Genomic DNA, 24,777 nt, shown 5'->3' on the forward strand with positions numbered 1-24,777 from the left:
CGATCGACTTGCTCCATTGGGTGTAACTCCAGCCTACCGCTGCCCCGATTCAGCGATTCACACAGAGTCGTGTTATGGTTTTTCTCGCTGCTTTTATGAGTTTTGAGCCGGTTTTTGATCGGTAAAGAAGTCACAAAAGTCCACCTGCGCGGGTGGCGGAATGGTAGACGCGTTAGCTTGAGGTGCTAGTCCTGGAAACGGGGTGGGGGTTCAAGTCCCCCTCCGCGCACAATGCCAGTAAGGCCCAGATCAATTGATCCGGGCCTTACTGCCTTTCAGCGCCTTCTAGCCAACACTCCACTTCTGATTAGCCGTGCCCGCACATTCCCAGAGCTGCAGCTGCGTGCCGCTGGCACTGTTGTTTCCGGTCACATCTACGCATTTATTGGCCAGGATTGACACCAGGTCGCCGGCTCCGCTGAGCGTGAACTGCTGCGCTTTGTTTCCACTGCAGTTGGCCAACTGTACCGGCGTCCCGTTCGAGGTACCGGCGCCCGGCGCATCCATACACTTACCATCAGCGCGCAGAGTGCCGTCACCAGCGAAGTCCCACTTTTGCGCGCTACTGCCGTTGCAGTCCCAAAGCTGTAGGCGCTTGCCATCGGAGAAATCCGAGTTTGGTACGTCGATGCACTTATTAGCCAAGCCAATGATTGACTTGCCTCCGCAACCGCCGCCTTGCAACTTCAATCGCAAATTGTATTTCTGCAAGATCGGTTGCAGCGGCTGGAAGATCGAATCGCCACCGGCGGAGCAATTTCCGGAACCACCCGAAGTGACACCCTGGGCCTGGTTGCCTGAGATGAAAGATCCGCCGGAATCTCCGCCTTCAACACAGGCACTGGTTGTGGTCATTCCGTAGACCGGTCCATCGGAGTAATTGACCGTGACATTTTTCGCTTTGATATTGCCACAACGCCAGCCCGTGGTGCGCCCGGAACGGCAAATTGAGGCACCAACAGCTGCTTCGTTTGAGCCGTTCACTGCTACGGCGCCACCACTGTAATTGTTGATGTTTGCTTGAACATCCCAATCGCCGTTGGTCTGGACCCAGGCGTAGTCGTTACCGGGGAAGGTCGAGCCACGGTAGGTTCCTAGTTCTTTGCCGTTGAAGCCCTGCGCATTTTGGCCGTTGGCCCCGCAGTGCCCGGCGGTCACAAATCCGCCATCGACCGCGAAGCCGATCGAACACAAAATATATCCACCCTGAACATTGCGGTGAAATTCATCGCCACCACGCGTGACGTCCTTCGGCTCGTAGCCGGAAGACACGGTGACCGTTCGAACCTGATCGTTGGCAACACCCGCGGTACTCACCAATGCCTGGGCAGCTTGTGCATCCTGAGCTTCGACCACGACGGTATTAGTCACGGGATCGACGTACCAGGAACGCACCTTCGCGCTGGCGGTAGCCATCTTTGCATCCAACTTGGCTTTGACGGCGTCCAGCGTGCTCAAACTGCGTGCTACGACGACGGGTTGACCGCCTGCCGCAACAACTTTCGCTGCCAGCTTTGGATCCAAAATACCCACTGAAGGCACGTTGGAGCCCTGGACCAGCCAGGTACCCGCATAGGCGCTACCGAGCGAATTACTCACGCTGCTCTCGACGTCGAATGCTTTGGCATCCACGGCAAGCTGCAGCGGAACTTGGCTTGCAGACAGCTTCAGGTCTCGCTGCATTGCCGACGATTGCGCGGCCGATATTGCGCCATTGTCGTTGCTGGGTGTAGACGGATTGGTACTCGGCTGCGGGGCGGCGTCGGCCAGGCCAGTGCCGGTGGCCGCTAACAAAAGCGCCACGGTGATGACCGAGGTGCTTCGTCGCACCGCGGAAAGGGAAATTTTGGACATAGTGGTTCTCCTTTGAACGATGGATCGATTAGTTGAAAGACACGATCAGTTGAACGGGCCGATTTCGATACCCGCGGAGCGTGGATTTGAGTCGGCGACGAGCGGCTCTTGGTTGGCCACGTTGTCGAACGGAAAGGCATAGGCTTTTTTATCAGCCATATCCGCGTGAATGACGCGCGCATAGTGGTTTGTGCGATCTCCGCGGTAAAACTGCGAAGGATCTGTTGTGGGCTGATTGGAAAAGTCAACCAGGGTCGAACGATTCAAAGCGGCACCGAGCGTCCGAGCGATCGGCCCCACCGTTTGATCATTGGGAGCGAAGAGATTTCCATCGCAATTCCAGACATTTGCGGTGCTTGGCTTGTTGAAACTCGCCACCTGGTTGCCTGCCGTGTCAGTAAACCGCACGGCATTTCCAACTTCACATTTGGCCGGTCGCCAAACGGCACGATGGTGAGGTTTTTCGAGGTGTAGGCATTCCACGCCCGAGTGATTTCACCATCGAGGTAGTCGGTCGACATCAACCCTGCCACCGCAGCCTTGGCTGGTGCCAAGATCCGCAGCACTGTGCCGTCGCTGCGCTCAATAACGCTTCGCTGCCAATCAGCCAGGCCCTTGATCTGTTGGATCACGTTGTTACGACCCCGCGGAACCAAGGTGCCGGCCACCCGAGTCGAGCCGTCCTGGGCAACCAGGCTGACCGTGTGCGGCACCGCAAACATGTCGACCTGCGAGGAGTTCAGATACAGGCCGCCGTCGTTGTAGGTGAATTCGCTGAAGTCAAAAAGCACATTTCGGCTCGGATCCGAAGGGTTCGCCACATCTGGTTGCACTAATCCGTCCGGAGTGAGCCGGAAGTCAAGCTTGTCCCCTGATCTCCAAGTAAATCCGGCCAGAGACTCCTTTGGGCACCTGGAGGGTAGCTGTTCCGCCGTTATTAGGCCCGGCGATTGAGGCATCCGGAGCAGGCGACGGCGGATTTGCCCCTTTTGGCCAGGCGAGGAAAGTTCCGTCTTGCCGGACATAGCCAAGACGCCCGCTGGCTAAGTCTGTGCCAAGCACGTAAAGGTACAAAGGTTTGTTGATTCCGGACTTATTGCCGATGGAAAAGGTCAATTTGGCGGCGACTTGGTTAGCGGCCATAGCGGCGGTCGAGCCCGCGCCGGTAAAGGCGATTGCTGCTGCGGTGGCCGGAAAAGCTAAAAGCATGGTTCGTCGCGAAAAGGGTTCCATTCTGGGTCTCCTGTATTGAGTAGAAGTTCTTCGAAATTGGCCGTGACTAAAATCCGGAGCGGCATAATTTCATGCTCACACCCGGTAATACGCCATCCGAACTTCAACTAAAGCCAGTACCGTCCAGCAATCTTTGCCTGGCGAGACTTCACAAAAAGCAGCAGATTCCCCTGAATCAGCGAACACCGACAAACGTTCTCTCATGATTGATTTGCAAGCTATCTAACAACGCCTTCAGATAACTAATCGCTGCAAGCAAAGAAAGAACACCGCAATAAAGCTTCCGGATGCCGCTAGAAAACGGCAAGAAACCCATCAAGAACCTGAGTGAAATCTGAGTAAGAGCTATGAACTAACTTCCACTGCGAACAAGTGATGAAAAGGTTTCCACTTCACGCACCGTGGCGTCACAAACAATCAAGATTCACGACCATTTCGACGACGTGTAGAATCGAGCCGGGCTGTCAAGACGACTGTGGGAGGGGTGCTAAGTGATGAATACTCTCAACTTACGCCTGCTTCGCGGATGGAGTGCCGCCTCCTTCGCGACTCTCACGGCGGCCTGCTCGCATACGGTGGGTGGCGGAAGCTTCCCTTTCGGCATCGCATTCCTGTTGGCGCTGACTTTATCCGCACTGGTTTGCACGGTGCTGGCCGGAAAGAAAATTTCGCTTCCTCGGCTGATTTTGGCAGTCGTCGGCTCGCAGCTGATTTTTCATAGACTTTTTGCCCTTCTGGGTGACGCAAGCTTCGGCTCTGCCGCATCCACGCCGTCGGGACATCACCATCGACCCTTTGCCCTACCAGGCTTGTCTACTGCAGATCTCAGCTCCGCAACGAGTGGCGCTGAACAACTTATGCTTTTCGCGCACTTGGCAGCCGGAATTTTGACCGTTGCAGCCTTTCGTCGTGGTGAGTCTGCCATTTTGCAGCTCATCAATGCGATAAAGCTCATGTTGCGCCCATTGCTGATAATCGCAATGGCTTTACTGCCAGCACACCAAGAACGACCACGATTGGCACCGCATACGCGACTAGCCGCGTTTAGTTCGCGAGAGGTCTTTCTCCGACAGCACCATCGCGGGCCGCCAGCGGCAACAGCGTACGTTTTCTGATCGCTTAGATCCGGGAGGACCTGTTCTCCTAGCCGGCTGGCTGATTCTGCCGCTTCCGTGCTGCCACAAACGTACGCATTCATGAGCCAAATCAAGCCCTCACCGTTGCGGCTTGAGTCATTCTCTTCACCATTTTTATGGAGAATTCATGAACCCCCTTACCCGCTCGGCATCCGCCGTCGGTGCCGTTGCTGTGCTTGCTCTCGCGCTTAGCGCATGCGGAGCTGGCGCTTCAAATAGTCCCTCAGCTGCCGCGCAAAATAGCTCCGTGACCCCGGCAGCAACTACGGAATACCCGCTGACCGTGGACAACTGTGGCCTTAGCCAGAGTTTCGACAAAGCTCCGAGCCGCGTAGCCATTCTGAACGGCAACTCCATCGCAGAAGTGCAGAGCGTCTTAGCGTTGGGCCTGGCCAAGTCGGTCGTCGCCAATGCGCAAAAGTACGGCGTCTATGACGATCCCTCGATGGCGCAACAAATTTCTGCTTTGCCTACTGTCAGCTCCGCTGGCTCGACGCAACGCGATATTCCGGCCGAGACTCTATTGAATTTGAAGCCAGATCTGGTCATTGCTAACTCCTCTGGCGCCTTCGACACCGGAAAAGGCATGGCCACTCGTGAGCAACTTGCCGCGATTGGCGCGAAGACGCTTATTAACCCCGACCAGTGTGCCCTAGGCAAAGCCAGCCCCAGCGCGGAAGAGAAAACTGCTCTTGCTAACGCTTCCTGGGCATCAGCCAAGACGTTCTATACCTTGTTAGGCAAGGTGTTCAACGTCCAGGCGAAAGCCCAGGAGCTGAATCAGTCCATTGATCAGCGTGTGAAGTCCGTCGCGGATAAAATTGGCGCTTCCGGCAGCGCCAAGAAAAAGCCGACAGTTTTGGTCGCATTTCCGGGCATGTCCATGATGAATTCGAACGGCTTGCCCGCTGTGATGACCGGTTCTCAATACGACTCCTTGTTGGGCGCGGCTGGTGCGCGAAACGCCTTTACTGGTCAAGATCGGATGTTCACCCGCAGTCTGAGTGCCGAACAGCTGGCCGCAGCCAAGGTTGACGTCTTGGTCTTAGGACGTTTTACCGCGGCTGAAGATGCCCAGACTGAGGCGGAAAAGCTGTTTGCGGCGTATCCGCAATGGGACGCAGCCAAAAACAAGCGCTTCGTCTCGCTAGCGGATAGCGCCTACCTCGGGCCGCACAATGCGCTCGCGATCGAAAAAATCGCTCAAGTTACCCATCCTGATGCGTTTAGCTGATTCAGCGCAGATGATTCGCCAGCCCCGTTCCGCTCGTCAAAAGGGCGGAACGGGGTTGGCGGTCACGGTATTGCTACTGGTTCTGGTGCTGAGCATCCTGGCGGCAACCGCGCTTGGCCAGGTCTACGTAGCACCTTGGGACATTATCAAGGTGATCGGCAGAAACATTTTTGGCCAAGGGCTATTTGGCGCGAGCTCCTCAGTAGATCCGCAATCTCTGCTTGATCAACAGATCATCTGGCAATTGCGGTTACCTCGAGTCATATTAACGGCTTTGGTCGGCGCAGCTTTAGCGCTGGCCGGTGCGGTACTTCAAGGTGTGGTGGGCAATCCCCTGGCCGACCCTTTCGTGATCGGCGTTTCATCGGGATCGTCGTTGGGGGCAATCTCGGTGATGGCGCTAGGCGTCGGTTCGGTCGCTGGGTTTGGGGTTAGCGGGGCAGCCTTTGCCGGTGCGCTGATCACTTTGCTGCTACTCGTCTTGCTCGCCCAGCGAGCGGGAAAGCTGTCTGGCAACCGAATCGTGCTAGCCGGTGTTGCGCTGGGCCAAGCCGCGATGGCTGGCACCACACTGATCCAACTACACGTTGATCCCGCTCAGGTTCGGGGCATCCTTTTCTGGATGCTCGGCAGCACCGCCGGCGCGCAATGGCAGCAATTGCCGATACTCGCGCTTGCTATTGCCACTTCAGCCGTTTTGGTACTGAGTCGGGCTAGGCAACTTAACGCCTTGGCATTAGGCGAGGACGACGCCATTGCGCTCGGGATCGGGATCAACGCCTTGCGTTGGCAACTTCTTATCGCGAGCGCAGTTCTGACGGCGGTAGCGGTAACTGTTGCCGGTGCGGTCGGATTTGTTGGTTTGATCATTCCGCACGCGCTACGAATGCTCGGCTTCACTGATTACCGGAAGCTCTTACCCATGGCTTTGCTTGCCGGTGCGAGTTTCTTGGTGCTGATTGATCTGGCTTCTCGACTCATTGATCCGCCCAACGAATACCCGTTGACAATTTTCACGGCGGCGCTAGGCACGCCCTTCTTCCTTTGGTTGTTGCGCACCCGAAATCACGAGAGGGCATCATGAGTTTGCAACTAGAAAACGTTAGCGTCACGCTAGAGCATCGCGAGGTGCTGCATCAAGCCAATCTGACGCTCGCTGCCGGGTCCATCACTGCCGTGGTCGGCCCGAATGGTTCAGGCAAAAGCACTCTCCTGCGTGCCGCTTATCGGGCAATAAAGCCCGCGTCCGGACAAGTGCGGATGGCCGGTGACGACATTTGGCGGCTCAGCGCAAAAGAAGCAGCGCGACGTCGCGCCGTGCTGCCGCAACAGCAGAGTGCTGGACTGGGCTTCAGTTCCGAAGAAATTGTGACGATGGGACGCACACCGCACGCTCGCCCCCTCCAGGGTTTACAACGTCATGACTACGACCTCATCAATGCTGCTTTTGCAGAGGCTCAGTGCACTGATCTGCGTCATCGAGCGTTTAGCTCGCTCTCTGGCGGGGAAAAACAACGGGTACTTCTTGCTCGGGCGATTTGCCAAGACACGCAACTGCTAATTCTTGACGAGCCGACCAACCATCTGGATATTGCCGCCCAGCTGAGCATGTTGGAACTCTTGCAAAGCATTATCGCCCGTCGGCCAGAACGCGCCGCGTTACTGGCTTTACACGATCTCAATCACGCGCTGGCTTACGCGGATCAGTTATTGCTGCTGGATCAAGGTCGAATCGTCGCCTCAGGTACCCCGGAAATGGTTTTGAACGAAGAAAACATGAAGTCGGTTTTTGGCGTGCAGTCGAAGCTAGCCCAGAACCCTTTAACCGGCTCAATGTGCCTCAGTTTCGCGCCGCTCACTTCACCGTCACGCGGCTCAAGGCAAAAGCCAGTGATGGCGCCGTGAATATCAGGAAAAAAATGCGACCGTCTCGAATTCTGCCCGCGGTTCTCGCGCTGCTGTTGCTACTACTCGCCGTGGCTATTCCAGTTATTCAAGGAGATACGCTCTACGCCGCGCTGACCCGCAGTAACCCTGGACCGGTCACCGCAATTGGCACTTCTGTATTGCGTTCCCTCGCTTGGCTCAGCGCTATTGCAGCACTCGGAAAGATCTCAGTTGGGCTATTCCTGAATCCGGCCCGCCGAGGCCAGGATTCCCAGAGCCAGCAAGCGAAATCTGCCAATCTCAGCCAGGGGGCTACCGGATTCACTGTGCTTTGGGGTGTTTGTTGCCTTTTATTGGTGCCATTCGTCGCAGCAGACAACAACGGCGTCTCAGTCAAACTCGTCATTTCCGGTGGGGTATATGACTTTGTGAATGGCACCCAGAGCGCGCAGGTCTGGATTGTGGCCGTGATTTGCGCAGTATTGGCCGTGCCGCTGCTACTCAAAGGCAAGAGCTGGCCCAGTAAGTTCTTCAGCTTCATGTTGATCATTTCCGCAATGTTGTTAGTGGTCTTTGCCGGCCAAGTTTCCGTGGGTGCCGATCATGACTTCTCCTCCGACGCGGCCAGTTTTGCCGTAGTCGCGGTGCTGGTCTGGCTCAGCGCCCTGTGCGGAACTTATCTGCACCTCGCCAACGGCCATCGCCTGGATCTTCAGGCTTTCCGGCGCTTCCATGCGATGGCTTTTGTGGGTTCGCTGCTCGGTTTTGTTGGCTACTTGGTTATTGTGTTGATCAGTTTGGCCGGCAAAGCACCCTTTGATTCTGCTTGCGGCAGGCTGGCCATTGGGCTACTCACAGCCATCGCGCTAGCCGTCGGGCTGTCCGCCTGGGCTTGGCAGAATTTCAACCGGGCCATCGAAAATTCTGGTCAACCGCCCCGAGGTTACCGGCTGCAGCTCATGGCGGGCGCGATCATTGCGGCAATTTTTCTTGCTTGTCTGCTGGCGCTGCAAGCTACCGTGCCACCTCGCTATTTGCTACCGCAGTCAACGCAGCAAAATTTCCTAGGTTTTGATATTGACGGCACCCGTACCGCAATTCAGTGGCTGCTCTTTGAACGACCCAATGTGTTGTTCCTGGTCCTGGCGGTCCTAGCGGTCCTAAGCTATCTTCTCGGCGTACGACGACTGCGCAGACGCGGCGACAGCTGGCCAGTTGGCCGAACGATCAGTTGGATACTGGGCTGGCTTGCCGTCTACTACTTCACCTCATCGGTATGGGCTGAACGCTCGCCCGGTTCCTTCGGACTGCACATGATCAGCCATATGGGCTTGAATATGTTGGCCCCGGTACTCATGGTGCTGGGCGGACCTATGACTTTAGCGTTACGGGCATTGAAACCTGCCGCAGCCGGGGCATTGTCCGGCCCGCGCGAGTGGATCAACGCGATGATGCACTCAAAAGTGACCTTATTTCTGACTAACCCGCTTCTGGTCTTTTCGATCTTTGTCGGTTCGTATTACGCACTCTATTTCTCACCGCTTTTTGAACTCGGCATGCGTTACCACTGGGCACATCAAGCGATGAACATCCATTTCATCATCTCGGGCTATCTCTTTTACTGGATCGTGATTGGAATTGACCGGGCACCCCGGCAAATGCCATATATCGGCAAATTGGGGTTCACCTTGGCGGCCATGCCGTTCCATGCCTTTTTCGCAGTCGCCGTCATGTCCTCAACCACGGTTATTGGCGAGAATTTCTACCGCTCGCTGCTGCCCGGTTGGAACACCGATCTACGCGCCGACCAATACCTGGGCGGCGGTGTTGCTTGGGCGGCGGGTGAATTGCCCCTCGTCGTGGTGGTGATCGCGTTACTGACTCAGTGGTCGCGTTCTGACCGGCGCGAGGAGCGTCGAAACGATCGACGAAAAGACCAGGGGCTCGATGACAGCCTCGATAACTACAACGACATGCTAGCTGCCTTAGCTCATCGCGCTGGCCAGACCAATGTTGCCAAGGAAACTCAAAGTGAAAACAACCATCGCTGAACCAGTCGAATTGCAATTGAGCGGGATGACTTGCTCCGCTTGTGCAGTTCGAATCCAAAAAAAGCTCGGCAAGCTCGACGGCGTCGAGGCCACAGTAAACTTCGCGACCGAACGCGCAGTATTGAATGGCCTGGCTGCTGACCGCATTGATCAAGCAATCGAGGCGGTAGCTGCAGCCGGTTACTCCGCCGAACTAGTAACCCGCGGCGCTTCCAGCATGCCGGAAACAAATGCGCCGCAGCGGAGCGCCATGTTGCTTCGCCGGCTGATTATTGCGGCAATATTGACGCTGCCCTTAGGCAATTTTGCGATTGTGCTCGCACTGATTCCAGAGTTCCGGTTTCCGGGTTGGGACTGGCTCTGCGTGCTCATCGCAACGCCGGTGGTCTTCTGGTGCGCCTGGCCGTTTCACCGGGCCGCAGCCAGGAACCTTCGGCACGGTGGATTCAGCATGGACACCCTGGTCTCGCTTGGTGTCTTAGCCTCGTATTTCTGGTCGGTGGGGGCGATCATCTTCTCTGATAAGAGCACACCAGGGTTCTGGGTGGGATTCGGGCAGACTCCACCGGGCGCCGATTCGATTTACCTCGAAGTGGCTGCTGGCGTCACGACATTTTTACTGGCTGGTCGATATTTTGAAGCTAAATCTAGGCTTGCCGCATCAAATGTCCTCGGTGCGCTAGCAAAGTTGGCAGTAGGCGAAGTCCGGCTAGTTCGCGACGGAGTTGAGTCGGTGGTCCCGGTCGCCCAACTTCGAGTTGGCGACCTCTTCGTGGTGAAGCCAGGTGAGCGCATTGCGTGCGACGCTGAAGTAGAAGATGGCCTCGCCGCAGTTGACACCTCCGCGATGACTGGCGAGTTAGAACCTAGACCCTGCTCCCCCGGCAGCACGGTAGTTGGCGGCACCGTTGTCCTCGATGGCCGGCTACGTCTTCGGGCGGTCAAAGTAGGCCAAAGCACCCAGTTGGCACAATTGGCTGCGCTCGCTGAGCATGCCCAGACTCGTAAGGCCAGCGTTCAAGCCCTGGTGGAAAAGATCGTCTCAGTATTTGTGCCAGTAGTGCTGGGCTTAGCGGTGCTAGTCTTCGCCCTTGGGCTCATCAGCGGAAACCCGGTTGACCGAGCATTTGGCGCTGCAGTTTCCTTACTGATCATTGCCTGCCCGTGTGCGTTGGGACTAGCTACGCCAATGGCGTTGATGGTCGGCGTCGGCCGCGGCAGCCAACTGGGCATCTTGATCAAAAGCCAACAGGCACTAGAGTCCTCCGGCCAAATCGACACCGTGGTGTTAGATAAAACCGGCACACTGACCACGGGACAAATGACCGTTCGCTTGGTCCAGATTCTTAAGCAAAGCAACACCATAGACGGCACTGGAATTAGCCCAGAACGGCTCACCTCGATGGCGGCCGCAGCTGAGGCACATTCTGAGCACCCCACCGCACAGGCGATTACCCAGTTTGCCCAAGAAAACGGCATCCAGATTCCGTCAACGCAAGAATTTCGTGCGATTCCGGGACTTGGGGTCAGAGCAACGGTTGAGGGCGTCGAAGTCCTGGTTGGCAGCGCGGCATTATTAGCCGCCGAAGGTTTAGACCTCGTCGAAGAACTAGATTTGGAAAAGCGTTCGACGATTATTTATGTCGCGTTTGACGGCGAAGCTGTGGGACGGTTCTCACTTCAAGATTCCTTACGTAAAGGAGCGGTCGAAGCGGTGCAAAAGCTGCACGCCTTGGGACTACGGACCGTCCTGTTGAGCGGCGACCGACAAGAAGTTGCCGATGAAGTTGCCCGGCAGAGTGGAATTAGCGAGGCAATCGGCGGCGTTTTACCAGCGGACAAAGCGCAAACTATTGCTCAGCTGCAATCTGCTGGACGGAAAGTTGCCATGGTGGGCGATGGCATCAATGATGCGGCCGCTTTGGCCACCGCTAATCTCGGCTTGGCAATGGTCAGCGGAACCGACGTTGCGATGAAATCCGCCGACATCATTTTGCTCCGGAGCGATCTTCGCGTTGTTGCTGATGCCATCGTGCTCTCAAAACGAACCTTACGCACCATCAGAGGCAACCTGATCTGGGCCTTTGTCTACAACATCGCGGCCATTCCGTTAGCAGCGTTGGGCATGCTCAATCCCCTGATTGCAGGTGCGGCGATGTCGCTTTCCAGCCTTTTCGTGGTCACCAACAGTCTGAGACTGAGGAACTTTGTCGCTTCTGGCGATCAGACCGAAGCGGAGTCCGATTCATGAGCTGCCCTTTTACCGACCATCAGTCCACGCTAAATCCCTCGCCGGAACCTTTTACGCGCGATGGTAGCGGCGCCGTCGAACTCTTTGGCCCGAACTACCTACAAGACCCCTATCAGGTGTTCAAACGACTCAACGAAGTTGGTGCGATTCATCGTGTGCGATTCCCTAGTGGGGTCCATGCGTGGTTAGTCACCGGGGCAGCTGCCGCCGAAGACTTGCTGCACCATCCTGATATTCGAAAGAATCACGAATTTGGCAACGCCAAGTGGCGGGCAAAAGCGTCGATCATGCCAGAACCGCAACACACTCGGTTGCAGTCGCACTTACTTCATCAAGATGCCGCAGTGCATGCCGGTATGCGTCGGCTGATTGTCCCGGCGTTTTCAGCGAAGGCTGCCAACGCGATGACCTCGCGGATTCAAGCAATTGCCGACCAGTTGATTGATTCACTGCCCGCTCGCGGCAGCGTAGATCTGATCACGGACTTTATGGCAGCGTTTCCCTTCCGCGTACTTGCTGACGCCATTGGCCTTCCACCGATCTTGGCCGAGAAATTTGATCACTCGTGGGGGAAAGTCGTCCGGCCAGTGGGACCAGATGATCCGTGGCGGCCCGAGTACGAACGGCTGCTTCGGGAGCTAGAGAACTACATCGCGCTCATCATTGAGGAATGCGGCAAGCCGGCGCAAACCGGCTTACTCAGCGAGTTAGTGCTAGCCAATAAAAAAGCAGCAGGTTTGAGTGATGCTCAGCTTTCCTCACTGATCTTTCAGGTGTTGGTCGCGGGGCAAGAGCCCGTCACCCACCAACTCTCGACGTCGTTACTTGCGCTCTTGGCCAATCCGGAAGCAATGGCTGCCTTTTGTGCCGAACCGGATCGCCGTGAAGACTTCATCGACGCGCTGATCAAATACGACGGCGCCTTTGCCCTTGCTACCTGGCGGTTCTTCGCCGTTGACACGAAGTTCTATGGGCAACTTGTCCCCGCCGGCGATTCGGTCATCGTGGCACTAAATGCCGCCAATCGAGACGAAATTTACGGCGACCAGCTGGACCTTTCCGGCAACGCACGAAACCATTTCGGCTTTGGCGGCGGCCCACATTACTGTCCAGGATCGATGCTGGCTCGGCGTGAACTCGCCATTGGTTTAGGCACTCTTATTGATCGTCTGGCCGGGTTAGAACTCGACCACGCGGCGCTCGACGACGGCGGGCTCAGCTGGGTTGCTGCGGTGCTCAATCGTGGTCTGGTATCGCTTCCCGTGCGTTACCAGGAGGTGCTGGCATGAGCGCAGCAGAGACTTCAGTACAGATCTTGAGCCTGCTGCTGCCATTTCGACGAGTGTCTCGGGCGGAAACCGAGGACTCATCAGGTGCGGTGGCGTCCGCCAAAGACTTCGTCCAGACGCTGGCATCCATCGAATCGCAGGTGGCAACTGGTCAACCGTTAACCTTTGTGTTGCCAGGCTTCCCGTGCAAGTCCCCTAACCCTGCCAAAGTCCTCGGTGCCCTCCCGGACGACGGCGAACGTGCCTCGTTGCGATTCTTGAATCAGCTCTGTACCAAGATCTCAGCGCTGTACTCCCCCGGCGCGGTACTGGTGGTGTGTAGCGATGGTCATATTTTTGCAGACGCTATTGGCGTGGATCAAGACACCATCGATGCCTATTTCGAACAGCTGCAGCTGATAGCTACGGCTGAACAATTCCAAAATCTGCGATTCTTTTCCCTTCGCGACCGGTACCCAGGCCAGATGGACGAACAAGAGAGGCAATCGATCATTGACAAGTTTGGCCCGCAGCTCGAACAACTCCGCGAGCAAGTACGAGCAGACGCCACGTTAACTTCGTTGTATCGCGGCATCATAAGATTCCTCGTGGAAGATTCGGTTGACCACACGGGAACCCGGTCGGCGTTACAACGTGAGTGCCGCAATCGCGCCTATCACGTATTACAACGAAGCATCGCCTGGGGCGAGATTGTCAGTGAGCGATTCCCCACCGCGATCCGGCTTTCGATTCATCCGCAACCGGCAAAATCAACAAAGTTTGGTCTGAAGTTGCTCGAATCAACGTCAACTTGGACGACGCCCTGGCATGCCGCCCCGGTCCGAAAGGGGGACGGATCTGTGCACTTGATTCGCCGGGACACCGTGCCGGTGGGTGCTCGGCTGTTGTACCGAAACGGCCGCCCGGATCACTTTGCGCTCTAGCGCTACTCCGCGGACGTCAGGGCCGCACGAATAGCGTCCACCCCGAGCCAAATTTCTGCGAAGCTAGTCGATAGCGGGGACAAGCCCAGTCGGATTCCGTTCGGATTTCGGATTTCGGAAATCCGGAATGATGCCCTGCTGCCATAACTGGGCAGTGACCTCTTTGAACGCCGGATGATCGCTGGTGATATGCCCACCACGCTGCGCGGCGTCACGCGGTGAAGCCAGTTCCACGCCAAAAGGTACCAGCATTCCAGCCCAAAGCTCGACGGCGTAATTGGTCAGCGCGATTGATTTGGTGCGAACCGCTTCCATGCCCACAGAGTCAATGAGCGCGACCATATCTTGCATCGCCGTCATGCCGAGAATTGGCGGCGTGCCTGAGGTGAAACCACGAATTCCTGCGGCCGCCTGATAATTCGGACCCATCTGGAACGGATCAGCGCTACCCAACCAGCCTTGGATGGGTTGGCTGAGCGATGCTTGGTGTTCGGTGCGCACATAACAAAAAGCCGGCGCACCCGGGCCACCATTGAGGTATTTATAGCTGCAGCCCACCGCCAAATCTGCGCCACTGAGATCAAGCTCAACTGGTACCGCACCGGCCGAATGACATAGGTCCCAAAGGATTAGTGCACCGTGCCGGTGAGCTATCTCGGTCACGGCGGTCATATCGGCAAGGTAGCCGGAACGGTAAGCAACGTGGCTGAGTACCACCAAAGCTGTCTGCTCGCCGACGACGGCGCTGAGATCTTCCGCGGTCACACCGCCGTCGTAAGCCGGTTGAATCCAGCGCAAGCTCAGGCCGCACTCGGCAGCAATGCCTTGCACGATGTAACGGTCCGTCGGGAAGTTTTCGGTATCAATCACGATCTCGGTTCGCCCTGGCCGTGCAGCGACTGCCGCCCGGCAGAGCTTGTACAGCAGCACCGTCGTTGAGTCGCCTATTGTGCATTGACCAGCTGCTGCGCCAAGTAAAACCCTGCCCAGGTCATCGCCAATTTTTCCGGGTAATTCGAGCCAGGCCTCATCCCAACCTCGGATCAGCCGCGCAGCCCATTGATCGGTGATGAGTGCACCCACTCGGTCGGCACTGGCCCGCAGCGGCCGACCGGTGAGTTGCCGTCAAGATAGGCAACAAGCTGGGGATCATCGCTGCCAATAAACGAGTCCCGATGCTCCCGCAGCGGATCGGACAAATCTCGTTGTTGTGCGGCTTCAAAGCTCAACGCAATACTCATCCGATTAGCATATGCGTCAGCCGCTCAAGATGTCAGAGCGGACTAACCGACCCGCTGAAGTGCTTTTTGCCATTGCGTGAGTTCCAGCCAACATACTTGGTTCGCTGCCAAGGTTCGCCAATGTCCTGAATGCTGACTGCGACGGTACCTGGGATGAAAGTCGGGGTAGCAAAAGCAGCTTCCCAGCGGAAAGCATCCACACCAGCGGGCAGCGCGGAGGTCAAAGCCCGCGAGGCCAGGTACATCCCATGTGCGATTGAGCTCTTCATACCTAAGGCCTTGGCACCAATCGAACTGGTATGAATGGGGTTAACGTCACCAGAAACTGCGCCGTACCGGCGTCCAATGTCAGCGCCCAGCGGCCAGATCGCATTTGGCTCTGGTGCTTCGAAGCTATCCCGCTCGTCCGCAACCTCCGGGAAGCCAAGTTTTACCCCCCGCGCCAAATAGGTCGACAGACCTTGCCACAACAACTCCTTAGTCCCAGCGGCTCGGACCTCAGCTTCAATCTCAAACTGAGTACCGGCCCGATGTGTGTCTGGATTCTGTACCCGCACCCGGAAGTCCAACGGTTCAGCCGGGTTGATCTGCCGAAACTGATCAATGCTGTTCGTCAAGTGCACCAGACCCATCAACGGGACCGGAAAATCTTCGGCACCCATCAAGCCCAACGCAATCGGGAAGCTCATGATGTGCACAAAACCAGCCGGGACACTATCTCTACCCGCTCCGTGCAACAGCCGGTTGAAGCCTTCAAGCTTTGCCGGATCCGGGATAAGTCCTGAAACCCGATACTCAGTGTCAGGAAAAGTTCTGGCACGTTTCGACAGACCGATGGCACCGAGGGCTGTTGCCTTCAAGGCATTCGCATACAAGCCGCCTAGCGAAGGCGACTCCGGGAGCTGAACAACTTTTTTTGGCCCTGGACTACTCATCACTGGCCGACCATGTTCTGACCACAGACTCGAAGCACATTGCCGGTGATGCCGCCAGCCGGGCTGCTCACCAAAAACGCAATCGTCTCCGCAACATCCTCAGGCAAGCCGCCCTGTAGCAGTGAGTTCAACCGACGCGCTACCTCACGAGTGGCGAACGGGATCTTAGCGGTCATTTCGGTAACGATAAACCCTGGTGCTACCGCATTGATTGTGCCGTTCACGGAGTCCATCAACGGCGCAGTGGCCTTGACCATACCGATCACGCCAGCTTTGGATGCCGCGTAGTTTGTCTGACCTCGGTTACCCGCAATGCCACTCGTTGATGCGACCGAAACAATATGCGGCGCATCCTGGAAAAGCTCCGATGCCAGCAATACTTTGTTCATGCGTAACTGCGAGGCAATATTGACCGCAATTACCGAATCCCAGCGCGCGGCATCCATGTTGGCCAGCAACTTATCTCGGGTGATACCCGCGTTATGCACCACGATGTCCAGCCGACCATAACGCTCGGTGGCGTGCGCAACTAGCCGCTCGCCGGCGTCGTCTTTTGTGATGTCCAGCTGAAGCGCTGTGCCACCGATTTTATTGGCGACGGCGGCCAAATGATCGCCGGCGGCCGGTACGTCAACTGCAATTACCTCGGCACCATCTCGGGCCAGAGTCTTGGCAATTGCTGCGCCAATGCCACGCGCCGCGCCGGTCACGATCGCAACCTTGCCGGCCAACGGCCGTGCCCAATCTGCGGGCAACGCGCCCTTCTCGGACCCGACAGTGAGGAACTGACCATCAACAAACGCTGAACGGCCAGAAAGGAAGAACCGCAATGCCCCCAGCGAACTCGGCGCAGTCGTCGGTACCCCGTCGGCCAGCACGATTCCATTGCCCGTGCCACCAGCACGAAGTTCCTTGGCTAACGAGCGCAAGATGCCATCGACGCCGTTGCGGGCCGCAGCCTGCGCCGGAGCGATATCGGCAGCGGCCGGACGTGAAATCGTGACGACACGAGCATTCGGCGCCAGATCTCGAAGTGCTGCTCCCACGGTACGAATTGGCTCAGAGAGCTCAGTCGGGTCTGCCAATTCATCAAGAACCACAATGATGCCGCCAAGTTTTTGTTTTGGCGTAGCGTGCCGACGAACGTCTAGTTTCCAGTCCAGCAATGCCGTGGCCAATGCATCGGCACCGGCTGAGGAACCGACCAACAGAATCGGCCCAGAAATCAGCGGAGCTGCCGGGTCAAAACGCCGCAATATTACCGGCTGCGGCAGCCCCAGCTTCTTGGCAAGATCCTTACCGAAGCCTGCCGAAACGAATTGGGTGTATTTATCAGCTTGAACTTTTGCCATCGTTATTTAGCCTCCGGCACATATGCTTCGAAGATTGCCACTACGCCAAGCCCACCAGCAGCACAGACCGATACCAGTCCACGCGCCGGTCGGCCGTCAACCAAACCTTTTTCGTGCAGCATTTTGGACAGCGAAGCAACAATGCGACCACCAGTGGCAGCAAAGGGGTGGCCTGCGGCCAACGAGGAGCCATTCACATTGAGCTTGCTGCGGTCGATGCTGCCAAAAGCGCCATCCAAGCCAAGCCGTTCACGGCCAAACTTCTCGTCCGCCCAAGCCGCAAGCGTGCTCAACACGGTGCCAGCAAATGCTTCGTGGATCTCGTAAAAATCAAAATCGCCCAGCCTCAGTCCGTTACGGGCCAACAGACGCGGCACTGCGAACGCCGGCGCCATCAAGAGTCCGTCTTTGCCGTGCACAAAATCGACCGCACCGGCTTCGCCATCAATAACGCGAGCCAAAATCGGTAGGTCTTTAGACTTGGCCCACTCTTCACTGCCCAATAGCACTGTGGAAGCACCATCGGTCAGCGGCGTCGAGTTGCCCGCAGTCATGGTTGCGGGCGTGCCCAAGCGTTTACCGAATACTGGCGAAAGTTTGGCCAGCTTTTCCATCGAAGAATCCGCGCGCAGGTTGGAGTCTTTGACCAGACCTTTGTACGGCGTCATTAGATCATCAAAGAAACCGCGACCATACGCAGTGGCAAGATTCTTATGGCTAGCCATCGCCAATTCATCTTGAGCCTCGCGAGTGACCTTCCATTGCGCAGTGGTGATTGCCTGGTGCTCGCCCATGGACAATCCGGTCCGAGGCTCGCCCGTGCCGGGTGCATTCGGAGCCAAGTCTTTAGGCCGAATCTTGCTGAGCAGCTTCAGCTTCTGGCCCGTGGTCTTTGCTCGATTAAGGTCCAACAAAATGGTGCGTAAATGCTCGCTGACCGCGATCGGCGCGTCTGATGCGGAGTCAACGCCGCCAGCAATGGCCGAGTCGATCTGACCGAGCTTGATCTTATTAGCCAAGCCCAGCACAGCTTCCAAGCCAGTTGCGCAGGCCTGCTGCAAGTCATAGGCGGGCGTTTCTGCTGACAGGGCCGAGCCGAGTACTGATTCACGCGCCAAATTGAAATCGCGAGAGTGTTTGAGCACCGCACCCGCTGCAACTTCACCGATTCGCTCATTTTGCAGACCAAATCGAGCTACCAGCCCATCAAGGGCAGCGGTGAGCATGCTCTGATTCGAGGCATAGGTATAAGCGCCGCCAGTGCGTGCGAAAGGAATACGGTTGCCACCAATGACCACCGCATCGCGAGCCGTGTGGTGTTTGGCCGCGAGCGAATGCTCTTGTTGCGGCGCTTCGTTCCCGGCTGGCTTGCTAGTGCCCTGGTTGCCTGAGCTCTGGGCATTCGTGCTTTGAGTGTTACTGCGGTTCCGTGGGGTGTTGCTTGTTGCGCCGGCCATGAGCTGCTCCTGATTCACGTTCCTCGTCCACTCGCTGCGATTCCGCAGACAAAGTAGGTTACCGATACCTAGCGTACCTGATACGCTGAGTATCGTGAACACCGCAGACGCACTTATTGACGCTTCCGAGACCGAGCCAGTCGACGGACGCAACGCGCGTTGGGCCACACACCGTGAGCAACGTCGCCGGACTTTGATGAAATCCGCACGGCACGCGGTGCACAAGCTTGGCGCCGATGCTTCAATGGAGGACATTGCCGCTGCTGCGGGAACGTCAAAATCAGTGTTTTACCGGTATTTTGGCGATAAAGCTGGATTGCAACAAGCAATGGGCGAGATGGTCATTCACCGTATGCAAGAAAAGGTTTTGGCGGCCGCACAAACTGCGACCACACCGGAACAAGGTCTAAACAATATGGTTTCCGCCTATTTGCAGATGGCCCAGACCTCCCCCAATGTTTATGTCTTTGCCACGCAAAGCCTCAAAGGCGAATCAATGTTCACTCAGGACATCACGCATGCAACGGGCGCACTTGGTAACTTTTTTGATGCGATCATCGGCATGGTTTCTTCGCCACTAGGTGAGCATTTAGGCGGCGCAGATTCCGCTTTGGGCACCTATTGGCCCACAGCAGCTATTGGCATGGTTCGCACCGCAGGCGAATTGTGGCTCACTAGCGACCCAAAGACTCGACCAGATGCCGAATCAATGGCAGACAACATCACTAGATGGCTTTTTACCGGAATAAGTTCAGAACTAATCTCACCCGAAAAAAGAGGATCACGATGACCGAAACAACCACTCGCGACGACCTCGCAGGTTCAACTGAGAGTTCAGAGGCTCGTATTGATACCGCCGAACTTGGCGAGCTATTGCTCGGTAAATGGGCGCATATCCGCAAGATCGCTCGTGAAGCGGCCAAAGATTCACGAGCATTCAAGGTCGAAGGGCTCACCCACTTTGAACACCGCGCACGCGCCTTCAACCAGCTGAAACTATTGGTTGACCTCAAAGCCGTGCACCGGGCCTTCCCCAAGCGTTTGGGCGGCGATGAGGACCACGGCGGCAATGTTGCTGGCTTCGAAGAGATGGTCACGGCAGACCCGTCATTGCAGATCAAGGCCGGCGTGCAGTGGGGGCTATTCGGCTCAGCGGTGATGCATTTGGGCAACACAGAACACCAGGATAAATGGCTGCCTGGCATCATGAGTTTAGAAGTTCCCGGCTGCTTTGCGATGACCGAAACCGGCCACGGCTCCGATGTCGCTTCCATCGCCACCACAGCAACCTACGATGAAGCTACTGATGAGTTTGTCATTCACACCCCGTTCCGAGCCGCGTGGAAAGACTACATCGGCAACGCCGCAGTTGACGGGCTGGCTGCAGTGGTCTTTGCTCAGCTGATCACCAAGAGCGTTAGCCATGGCGTGCACGCGTTTTACGTCCAACTTCGCGATCCGGTAACGCATCAGTTCATGCCCGGGGTTTGCGGCGAGGACGACGGTATCAAAGGCGGGCTCAATGGCATCGACAATGGCCGTTTGCACTTCGACCAGGTGCGAGTCCCCCGTACTAACTTGCTGAACCGCTACGGAAACGTTGACGAAGACGGCGAGTACACTTCGTCGATTGCCAGCCCTGGACGCCGGTTCTTCACCATGATCGGCACGCTAGTTCAAGGTCGAGTTTCACTCGACGGTGCCTCCGTCGCGGCGTCCAAAGTGGCGCTGCAAATCGCTATCACCTACGCGGCGCAACGCCGCCAATTCAACGCCACTTCTGACATTGAAGAAGAAGTGCTGCTGGACTATCAACGGCACCAGCGTCGGCTTTTCAGCCGATTGGCCACCACTTATGCCGCCAGCTTTGCGCACGAAGAGCTATTGCAAAAGTTCGACGACGTCTTCTCTGGTGCACACGATACCGATGAAGATCGCCAAGACCTGGAAACGCTCGCTGCAGGGCTAAAGTCCTTGTCTACCTGGCATGCGCTAGATACCTTGCAAGAATGCCGCGAAGCCTGCGGTGGTGCCGGATTCCTGGTCGAAAACCGCTTCACTTCGCTCCGCGCAGACTTGGATATTTACGCAACGTTTGAGGGCGACAATACGATTCTTTTGCAATTGGTTGCCAAGCGCTTACTAACCGACTACGCCAAAGAATTCCGCAATGTGGATTTTGGCGTGATGGCACGTTACGCCTTTGGTCAAGCCGCCGACGTCGCAATCAACAAAACTGGGCTACGCCAGGTTGCCCAGTTTGTTGCCGATACCGGTTCAGTGCAGCGTTCTGCCACGGCGCTCAAGGACGAAGAAAGTCAACGCGCTCTGCTCAACGAGCGAGTTCAAGGCATGGTTGCCGAAGTAGGCGGCGTGCTCAAAGACGCGGCTAGGCTACCAAAAGCTAAAGCAGCGGCGGTCTTCAATCAACACCAAGATGAACTCGTCGAAGCTGCTCGTGCGCATGCCGAACTCCTGCAATGGGAAGCCTTCACCGCAGGCATCAAGAAAATTGAAGGTCCGAAGACCAAAGAAGTACTCACCTGGTTGCGTGACCTGTTCGGCTTGGGCCTGATTGAGAAGCACCTCTCCTGGTACCTCATGAACGGTCGAATTTCGATGCAGCGTGGGCGGACCGTCGGCGAGTACATCAATAGATTGCTCGCAAAAATTCGTCCGCACGCCTTGGACTTGGTTGAATCCTTTGGCTATACGCAAGAACACTTGCGCGCACCAATTTCTTCGGGGCAGGAAAAGGTCCGCCAAGATGAAGCTGCCGAGTATTTCCGCGTGCAGCGGGCTAGTGGTGGATCACCGATTGATGAAAAGGTGCTGCTACTCAAGGAACGTCAGGCCGCAAAAGCCGCTAAAAAGTAGTTTCTGGCGAAGTTTTTGAAACGGCAGCAGGAATGGTTCCTGCTGCCGTTTCGCATGCCAACACCTTGTGTGCACCAATCGGACTAATCTGCGTTGAAAAGAGAACGGTTCGCTAGCAGGCTGCCAGCTGGGCCAGCCGGGGTCACCTTGCTTAATGAATTTCAGCCAAGCATTGTGCATTTGTTCGGCTAGCTCTTGCGGCGGGTTGGGCCCGGTCAAGGCACTCGATTCCGAAGAATTCAAGGTATTGAACACAAAACCCAGTTCCATCGCGTGGGCGGCACCTAATCTTCGGACCGGTGACTTCCACTTGAACTCGTAAAGCCAACCGGGTGCAGCGCCCTGCTGGAATCGTCCAGTCATCATTTTTCCGCCGGCGACGCCAGGATCTCCCGCCCGGTCAGTTGCACTACTAAGTCGCCAGCGGTCATTTTTGGATTCTTACGGTGCTCGCGCCAAAATCGCCACGGCGGAGTCTTCGCACCGGTCGCCGCAAGAACTGCCGCTTTGAGCCAAGACATCGCCTCCAGATCTTCTGCTTTGAACCACAACCTGAGCTCATCAGCTGTCCAACCGGCAAGCACCGGAATCCGCGCTGAGGCTCGAGCCGAACTGGTTTCAGCCAGTGGGTCCCCCGCTATCAGAACGCCATCAGCCACTGCGCTAACGGTTGCTCGTTGCAGTCTTGGCGCGATGGCTAAGGCAGCGGCTTTCGCTAAGCGCAGTGGTGAGACCTTTGCGAAGCTCGCGCGATCTGCCGGGATGCCAAGGTTCTTTGCGGCATATTTGGTAAGTCTTTCTGCTTCAGCGCGCGGCGCAAACGCGATGGGGCCGCTTTGGATGATCACTTATGAAAACAGCCCTTCAGCCTGCGCGCAAGCCAATAACGCAGCCACCATAGCGCCACCAGCCGATTGGCCAGCTATGGTGATCCGTCGTGGATCTCCGCCAAAGTTGGCAATGTTCTGCGAGACCCAGCGCAGCGCCGCGAGCAAATCTGCCACGCCCAGGTTTGGTGGCACCTCGGGCAGCAAGGAAAAACCTTCCAAGCCCAGACGATAATTCACTGACACGGCAACAACGTCGTGTTGCGCAAAGGACGTACCTTCATAGAGACCCAGCGAGTTCGACCCTCTAGTCAAGGCACCGCCCGCCATGAATCCAAAACAGCACTGGTTTGAGTTGATCCGGCTCCGAATTGGGGGTCCAAACGTTCAAGTTCAATACTTCTGCGCCCCGAATCGAGCTGGGCGGCAACAATTCACCGAGCTGCCCCGGATACGGCAACTGCGGGACGGTGGCTCCATAAGCGGTAGCCGCGCGGACCTCAGTCCATTGCACCGGCTGTGGTGCTTTGAAACGCAGCTCATCCCACGGTGCTGCTGCGTACGGAATGCCAAGAAATCGCAGCACGCCGTCGGTCATTTCACCCCGAACCGGTCCCGATTCAGTCTGTACCAGCGTGCGATCGTGGGGCATCGATCTGCCTTTCTGCAATCCAGCATTCCGGCCCTGTCAGGGGATCTTGGCGAAAGTCTATCTCTGGTAGTGCGTGCTCGAGCTGCGCATTCTGGGCAAACCATCAGCTGACGGAGCTGGCGCAATTTGATCAACCAGCTAGCCTGAGAAAAACGAAGAGAGGAAGCGCAGATGCGCAGCACCGGATCAAGGCCCGACCGGGACGACCAGCAACCGATCGATTTGAACCCCCTTTTTACTCGACCGGGTGAACGCACCGAATTTCCCAAGTTCACGCTTCGGAAAGAAGGTTCCCTCCCGGAGACCGCCTATCAAATAGTCCATGATGACGCGATGTTAGATGGCAATGCGCGGCAAAACCTGGCCACATTTGTTGGCACCTGGATGGACGAGCACGCTAACCAGCTCTACCTTGAATCTGCCGACAAAAACATGATCGACAAGGATGAATATCCGCATACCGCAGCGATTGAAACCCGCTGTTGGCGAATATTAGCGACGTTATGGAATGCACCCAATGCGGAAAAGGCAATCGGCACCTCCACCATTGGCTCCTCCGAAGCCTGCATGCTTGGCGGATTGGCACTAAAACGCCGCTGGCAACACGCGCGGCGCGCCGCAGGACTTGCAACCGACAAACCGAACCTGGTGCTTAGCTCGGCGGTGCAAGTCTGTTGGGAAAAGTTTTGCAACTACTGGGATGTCGAGCCGAGATACGTACCAATCTCTGAAGAGCACCGAGTCCTCGACGGCCATGATCTTGACAAATACGTTGACGAAAATACCATTGGCGTTGTAGCCATCCTGGGCGTGACTTACACCGGAATGTACGAGCCAGTTCAGCAGATCGCCGCGGCTCTGGACCAGATTCAAGCCAATACTGGACTGGATGTGCGCATCCATGTTGATGGCGCGTCCGGCGCGATGATCGCGCCTTTTTTGCAACCCGATCTTGAATGGGACTTCCATGTACCGCGTGTTTCCTCGATTAATATTTCCGGCCACAAATATGGCTTGGTGTACCCCGGCGTAGGTTGGATCGTCTGGCGCGATGCCAGCCTGCTACCAGAGGACCTGGTTTTCCGAGTCAGCTATCTCGGTGGTGATATGCCAACGTTCGCACTGAATTTCTCCCGGCCGGGAGCCCAAGTGTTACTGCAGTACTACCAATTCCTGCGCTTAGGTTTTGACGGCTTCGAAGCTGTCCAGAACGCTTGCCGCGAAGTGGCGCTCTACCTTTCCGGCGAAATTGCCGGCATGGAGCCCTTCGAGCTGTGGAACGACGGCTCTGATATTCCGGTCTTTGCCTGGCGGCTCAAACCAGATCCAGAACGTCACTGGGACTTACATCAGCTCTCAGATCGATTGCGAATGAGCGGCTGGCAAGTGCCGTCCTATCCGATGCCAGCAGACCTTGAAAATATTACGGTGCAACGCATAGTGGTCCGCAGCGGTTTCAGCAAGAATCTGGCCGCTGATTTCCTGGGCGATTTCCGCGAACAGGTCGCCTATCTGGAGTCACTACCGGCCCCGGTTTCAACAAACCGCGAATCCACCGGTTTCCGGCACTAAGCCCTC

19 protein-coding genes, 1 tRNA gene and 2 pseudogenes are annotated in these 24,777 nt (G+C 56.6%); 12 read left to right on the top strand and 10 right to left on the bottom strand.

Annotated features, from left to right (window positions below):
* The first annotated feature begins 146 nt into the window (after positions 1 to 146).
* Positions 147 to 229: transfer RNA gene (locus tag RSAL33209_RS09090), tRNA-Leu, on the top strand.
* 56 nt (positions 230 to 285) lie between these two features.
* On the opposite strand, the gene RSAL33209_RS09095 is transcribed toward RSAL33209_RS09090, so the two are convergent.
* The 3 genes and pseudogenes from RSAL33209_RS09095 to RSAL33209_RS18165 form a co-directional block, all read right to left on the bottom strand.
* Positions 286 to 1,854 (bottom strand): ricin-type beta-trefoil lectin domain protein, encoded by a 1,569-nt coding sequence (locus RSAL33209_RS09095; RefSeq protein WP_012245455.1) that lies wholly within the window; start codon positions 1,852 to 1,854, stop codon positions 286 to 288.
* 45 nt (positions 1,855 to 1,899) lie between these two features.
* A pseudogene (locus tag RSAL33209_RS18160) lies at positions 1,900 to 2,813 on the bottom strand (beta-1,3-glucanase family protein).
* Positions 2,713 to 3,087, bottom strand: coding sequence for a beta-1,3-glucanase family protein (locus RSAL33209_RS18165; protein ID WP_049758945.1), 375 nt, complete (start codon positions 3,085 to 3,087; stop codon positions 2,713 to 2,715). The pseudogene RSAL33209_RS18160 and the gene RSAL33209_RS18165 overlap by 101 nt, the downstream one beginning before the upstream one ends.
* Before the next feature lie 494 nt (positions 3,088 to 3,581).
* On the opposite strand from RSAL33209_RS18165, the gene RSAL33209_RS16270 reads away from it, so the two are divergent.
* The 8 genes from RSAL33209_RS16270 (at position 3,582) to RSAL33209_RS09140 (ending at position 13,858) form a co-directional block, all read left to right on the top strand.
* On the top strand, positions 3,582 to 4,202 hold the full coding sequence (locus RSAL33209_RS16270; RefSeq protein WP_145962066.1) for a hypothetical protein: 621 nt from the start codon (positions 3,582 to 3,584) through the stop codon (positions 4,200 to 4,202).
* Between the two features lie 148 nt (positions 4,203 to 4,350).
* Positions 4,351 to 5,457 carry an ABC transporter substrate-binding protein gene (locus RSAL33209_RS09110; protein WP_114597613.1) on the top strand — a complete coding sequence of 369 codons (1,107 nt, stop codon included), beginning with the start codon at positions 4,351 to 4,353 and terminating at the stop codon, positions 5,455 to 5,457.
* A complete protein-coding gene (locus tag RSAL33209_RS09115) occupies positions 5,444 to 6,541 on the top strand; it encodes a FecCD family ABC transporter permease (protein ID WP_233496552.1) in 1,098 nt (365 codons plus the stop codon). Before RSAL33209_RS09110 ends, RSAL33209_RS09115 begins: the two co-directional genes overlap by 14 nt.
* Complete coding sequence (locus RSAL33209_RS09120) at positions 6,538 to 7,362, top strand: ABC transporter ATP-binding protein (protein WP_012245465.1); 825 nt, start codon at positions 6,538 to 6,540, stop codon at positions 7,360 to 7,362. Before RSAL33209_RS09115 ends, RSAL33209_RS09120 begins: the two co-directional genes overlap by 4 nt.
* Before the next feature lie 14 nt (positions 7,363 to 7,376).
* Complete coding sequence (locus RSAL33209_RS09125) at positions 7,377 to 9,395, top strand: cytochrome c oxidase assembly protein (RefSeq protein WP_012245466.1); 2,019 nt, start codon at positions 7,377 to 7,379, stop codon at positions 9,393 to 9,395.
* Positions 9,376 to 11,646 carry a heavy metal translocating P-type ATPase gene (locus tag RSAL33209_RS09130; protein ID WP_041684631.1) on the top strand — a complete coding sequence of 757 codons (2,271 nt, stop codon included), beginning with the start codon at positions 9,376 to 9,378 and terminating at the stop codon, positions 11,644 to 11,646. Before RSAL33209_RS09125 ends, RSAL33209_RS09130 begins: the two co-directional genes overlap by 20 nt.
* Positions 11,643 to 12,935, top strand: a complete 1,293-nt coding sequence (locus tag RSAL33209_RS09135) for a cytochrome P450 family protein (RefSeq protein ID WP_012245468.1) — start codon at positions 11,643 to 11,645, stop codon at positions 12,933 to 12,935. Before RSAL33209_RS09130 ends, RSAL33209_RS09135 begins: the two co-directional genes overlap by 4 nt.
* A complete protein-coding gene (locus RSAL33209_RS09140; RefSeq protein WP_012245469.1) occupies positions 12,932 to 13,858 on the top strand; it encodes an L-tyrosine/L-tryptophan isonitrile synthase family protein in 927 nt (308 codons plus the stop codon). Before RSAL33209_RS09135 ends, RSAL33209_RS09140 begins: the two co-directional genes overlap by 4 nt.
* A gap of 2 nt (positions 13,859 to 13,860) precedes the next feature.
* Here the strand turns inward: RSAL33209_RS09140 and RSAL33209_RS09145 are convergent.
* From RSAL33209_RS09145 to RSAL33209_RS09160, 4 genes and pseudogenes are all read right to left on the bottom strand, one after another.
* Positions 13,861 to 15,099 (bottom strand): annotated as a pseudogene (locus RSAL33209_RS09145) (kynureninase).
* Positions 15,100 to 15,131: 32 nt separating this feature from the next.
* The gene (locus RSAL33209_RS09150) at positions 15,132 to 16,034 is read right to left on the bottom strand and encodes a MaoC/PaaZ C-terminal domain-containing protein (protein ID WP_041684632.1); all 903 of its coding nucleotides are present in this window, start codon (positions 16,032 to 16,034) and stop codon (positions 15,132 to 15,134) included.
* On the bottom strand, positions 16,034 to 17,386 hold the full coding sequence (locus tag RSAL33209_RS09155; protein WP_012245473.1) for a 3-oxoacyl-ACP reductase: 1,353 nt from the start codon (positions 17,384 to 17,386) through the stop codon (positions 16,034 to 16,036). Before RSAL33209_RS09155 ends, RSAL33209_RS09150 begins: the two co-directional genes overlap by 1 nt.
* Before the next feature lie 2 nt (positions 17,387 to 17,388).
* On the bottom strand, positions 17,389 to 18,843 hold the full coding sequence (locus tag RSAL33209_RS09160) for an acetyl-CoA C-acetyltransferase (RefSeq protein ID WP_012245474.1): 1,455 nt from the start codon (positions 18,841 to 18,843) through the stop codon (positions 17,389 to 17,391).
* A gap of 94 nt (positions 18,844 to 18,937) precedes the next feature.
* Here RSAL33209_RS09160 and RSAL33209_RS09165 point away from each other — a divergent pair, with 94 nt between their 5' ends.
* Together RSAL33209_RS09165 and RSAL33209_RS09170 are read left to right on the top strand one after the other, a co-directional pair.
* Positions 18,938 to 19,633, top strand: a complete 696-nt coding sequence (locus tag RSAL33209_RS09165; RefSeq protein WP_012245475.1) for a TetR/AcrR family transcriptional regulator — start codon at positions 18,938 to 18,940, stop codon at positions 19,631 to 19,633.
* Positions 19,630 to 21,720, top strand: a complete 2,091-nt coding sequence (locus tag RSAL33209_RS09170) for an acyl-CoA dehydrogenase family protein (protein WP_012245476.1) — start codon at positions 19,630 to 19,632, stop codon at positions 21,718 to 21,720. The genes RSAL33209_RS09165 and RSAL33209_RS09170 overlap by 4 nt, the downstream gene beginning before the upstream one ends.
* A 362-nt stretch (positions 21,721 to 22,082) precedes the next feature.
* Here the strand turns inward: RSAL33209_RS09170 and RSAL33209_RS16275 are convergent, their stop codons facing one another.
* Genes RSAL33209_RS16275 through RSAL33209_RS16285 form a run of 3 tightly spaced genes read right to left on the bottom strand, consistent with a single transcriptional unit; the run spans position 22,083 to position 23,199 of the window.
* Positions 22,083 to 22,568 (bottom strand): alpha/beta hydrolase family protein, encoded by a 486-nt coding sequence (locus tag RSAL33209_RS16275; protein WP_012245477.1) that lies wholly within the window; start codon positions 22,566 to 22,568, stop codon positions 22,083 to 22,085.
* Entirely contained in the window at positions 22,569 to 22,862 is a 294-nt protein-coding gene (locus RSAL33209_RS16280; protein WP_012245478.1) for a carboxylesterase family protein, read from the bottom strand. It lies immediately after the preceding gene.
* Entirely contained in the window at positions 22,855 to 23,199 is a 345-nt protein-coding gene (locus tag RSAL33209_RS16285; RefSeq protein WP_049758950.1) for a carboxylesterase family protein, read from the bottom strand. The genes RSAL33209_RS16280 and RSAL33209_RS16285 overlap by 8 nt, the downstream gene beginning before the upstream one ends.
* Before the next feature lie 171 nt (positions 23,200 to 23,370).
* Between RSAL33209_RS16285 and gad the strand changes: the two genes are divergently transcribed.
* Positions 23,371 to 24,771, top strand: coding sequence for a glutamate decarboxylase (gene gad, locus RSAL33209_RS09185; RefSeq protein ID WP_012245480.1), 1,401 nt, complete (start codon positions 23,371 to 23,373; stop codon positions 24,769 to 24,771).
* Positions 24,772 to 24,777: the final 6 nt, after the last annotated feature.

The sequence above is a fragment of the Renibacterium salmoninarum ATCC 33209 genome (genome assembly GCF_000018885.1).
Taxonomy (GTDB): domain Bacteria; phylum Actinomycetota; class Actinomycetes; order Actinomycetales; family Micrococcaceae; genus Renibacterium; species Renibacterium salmoninarum.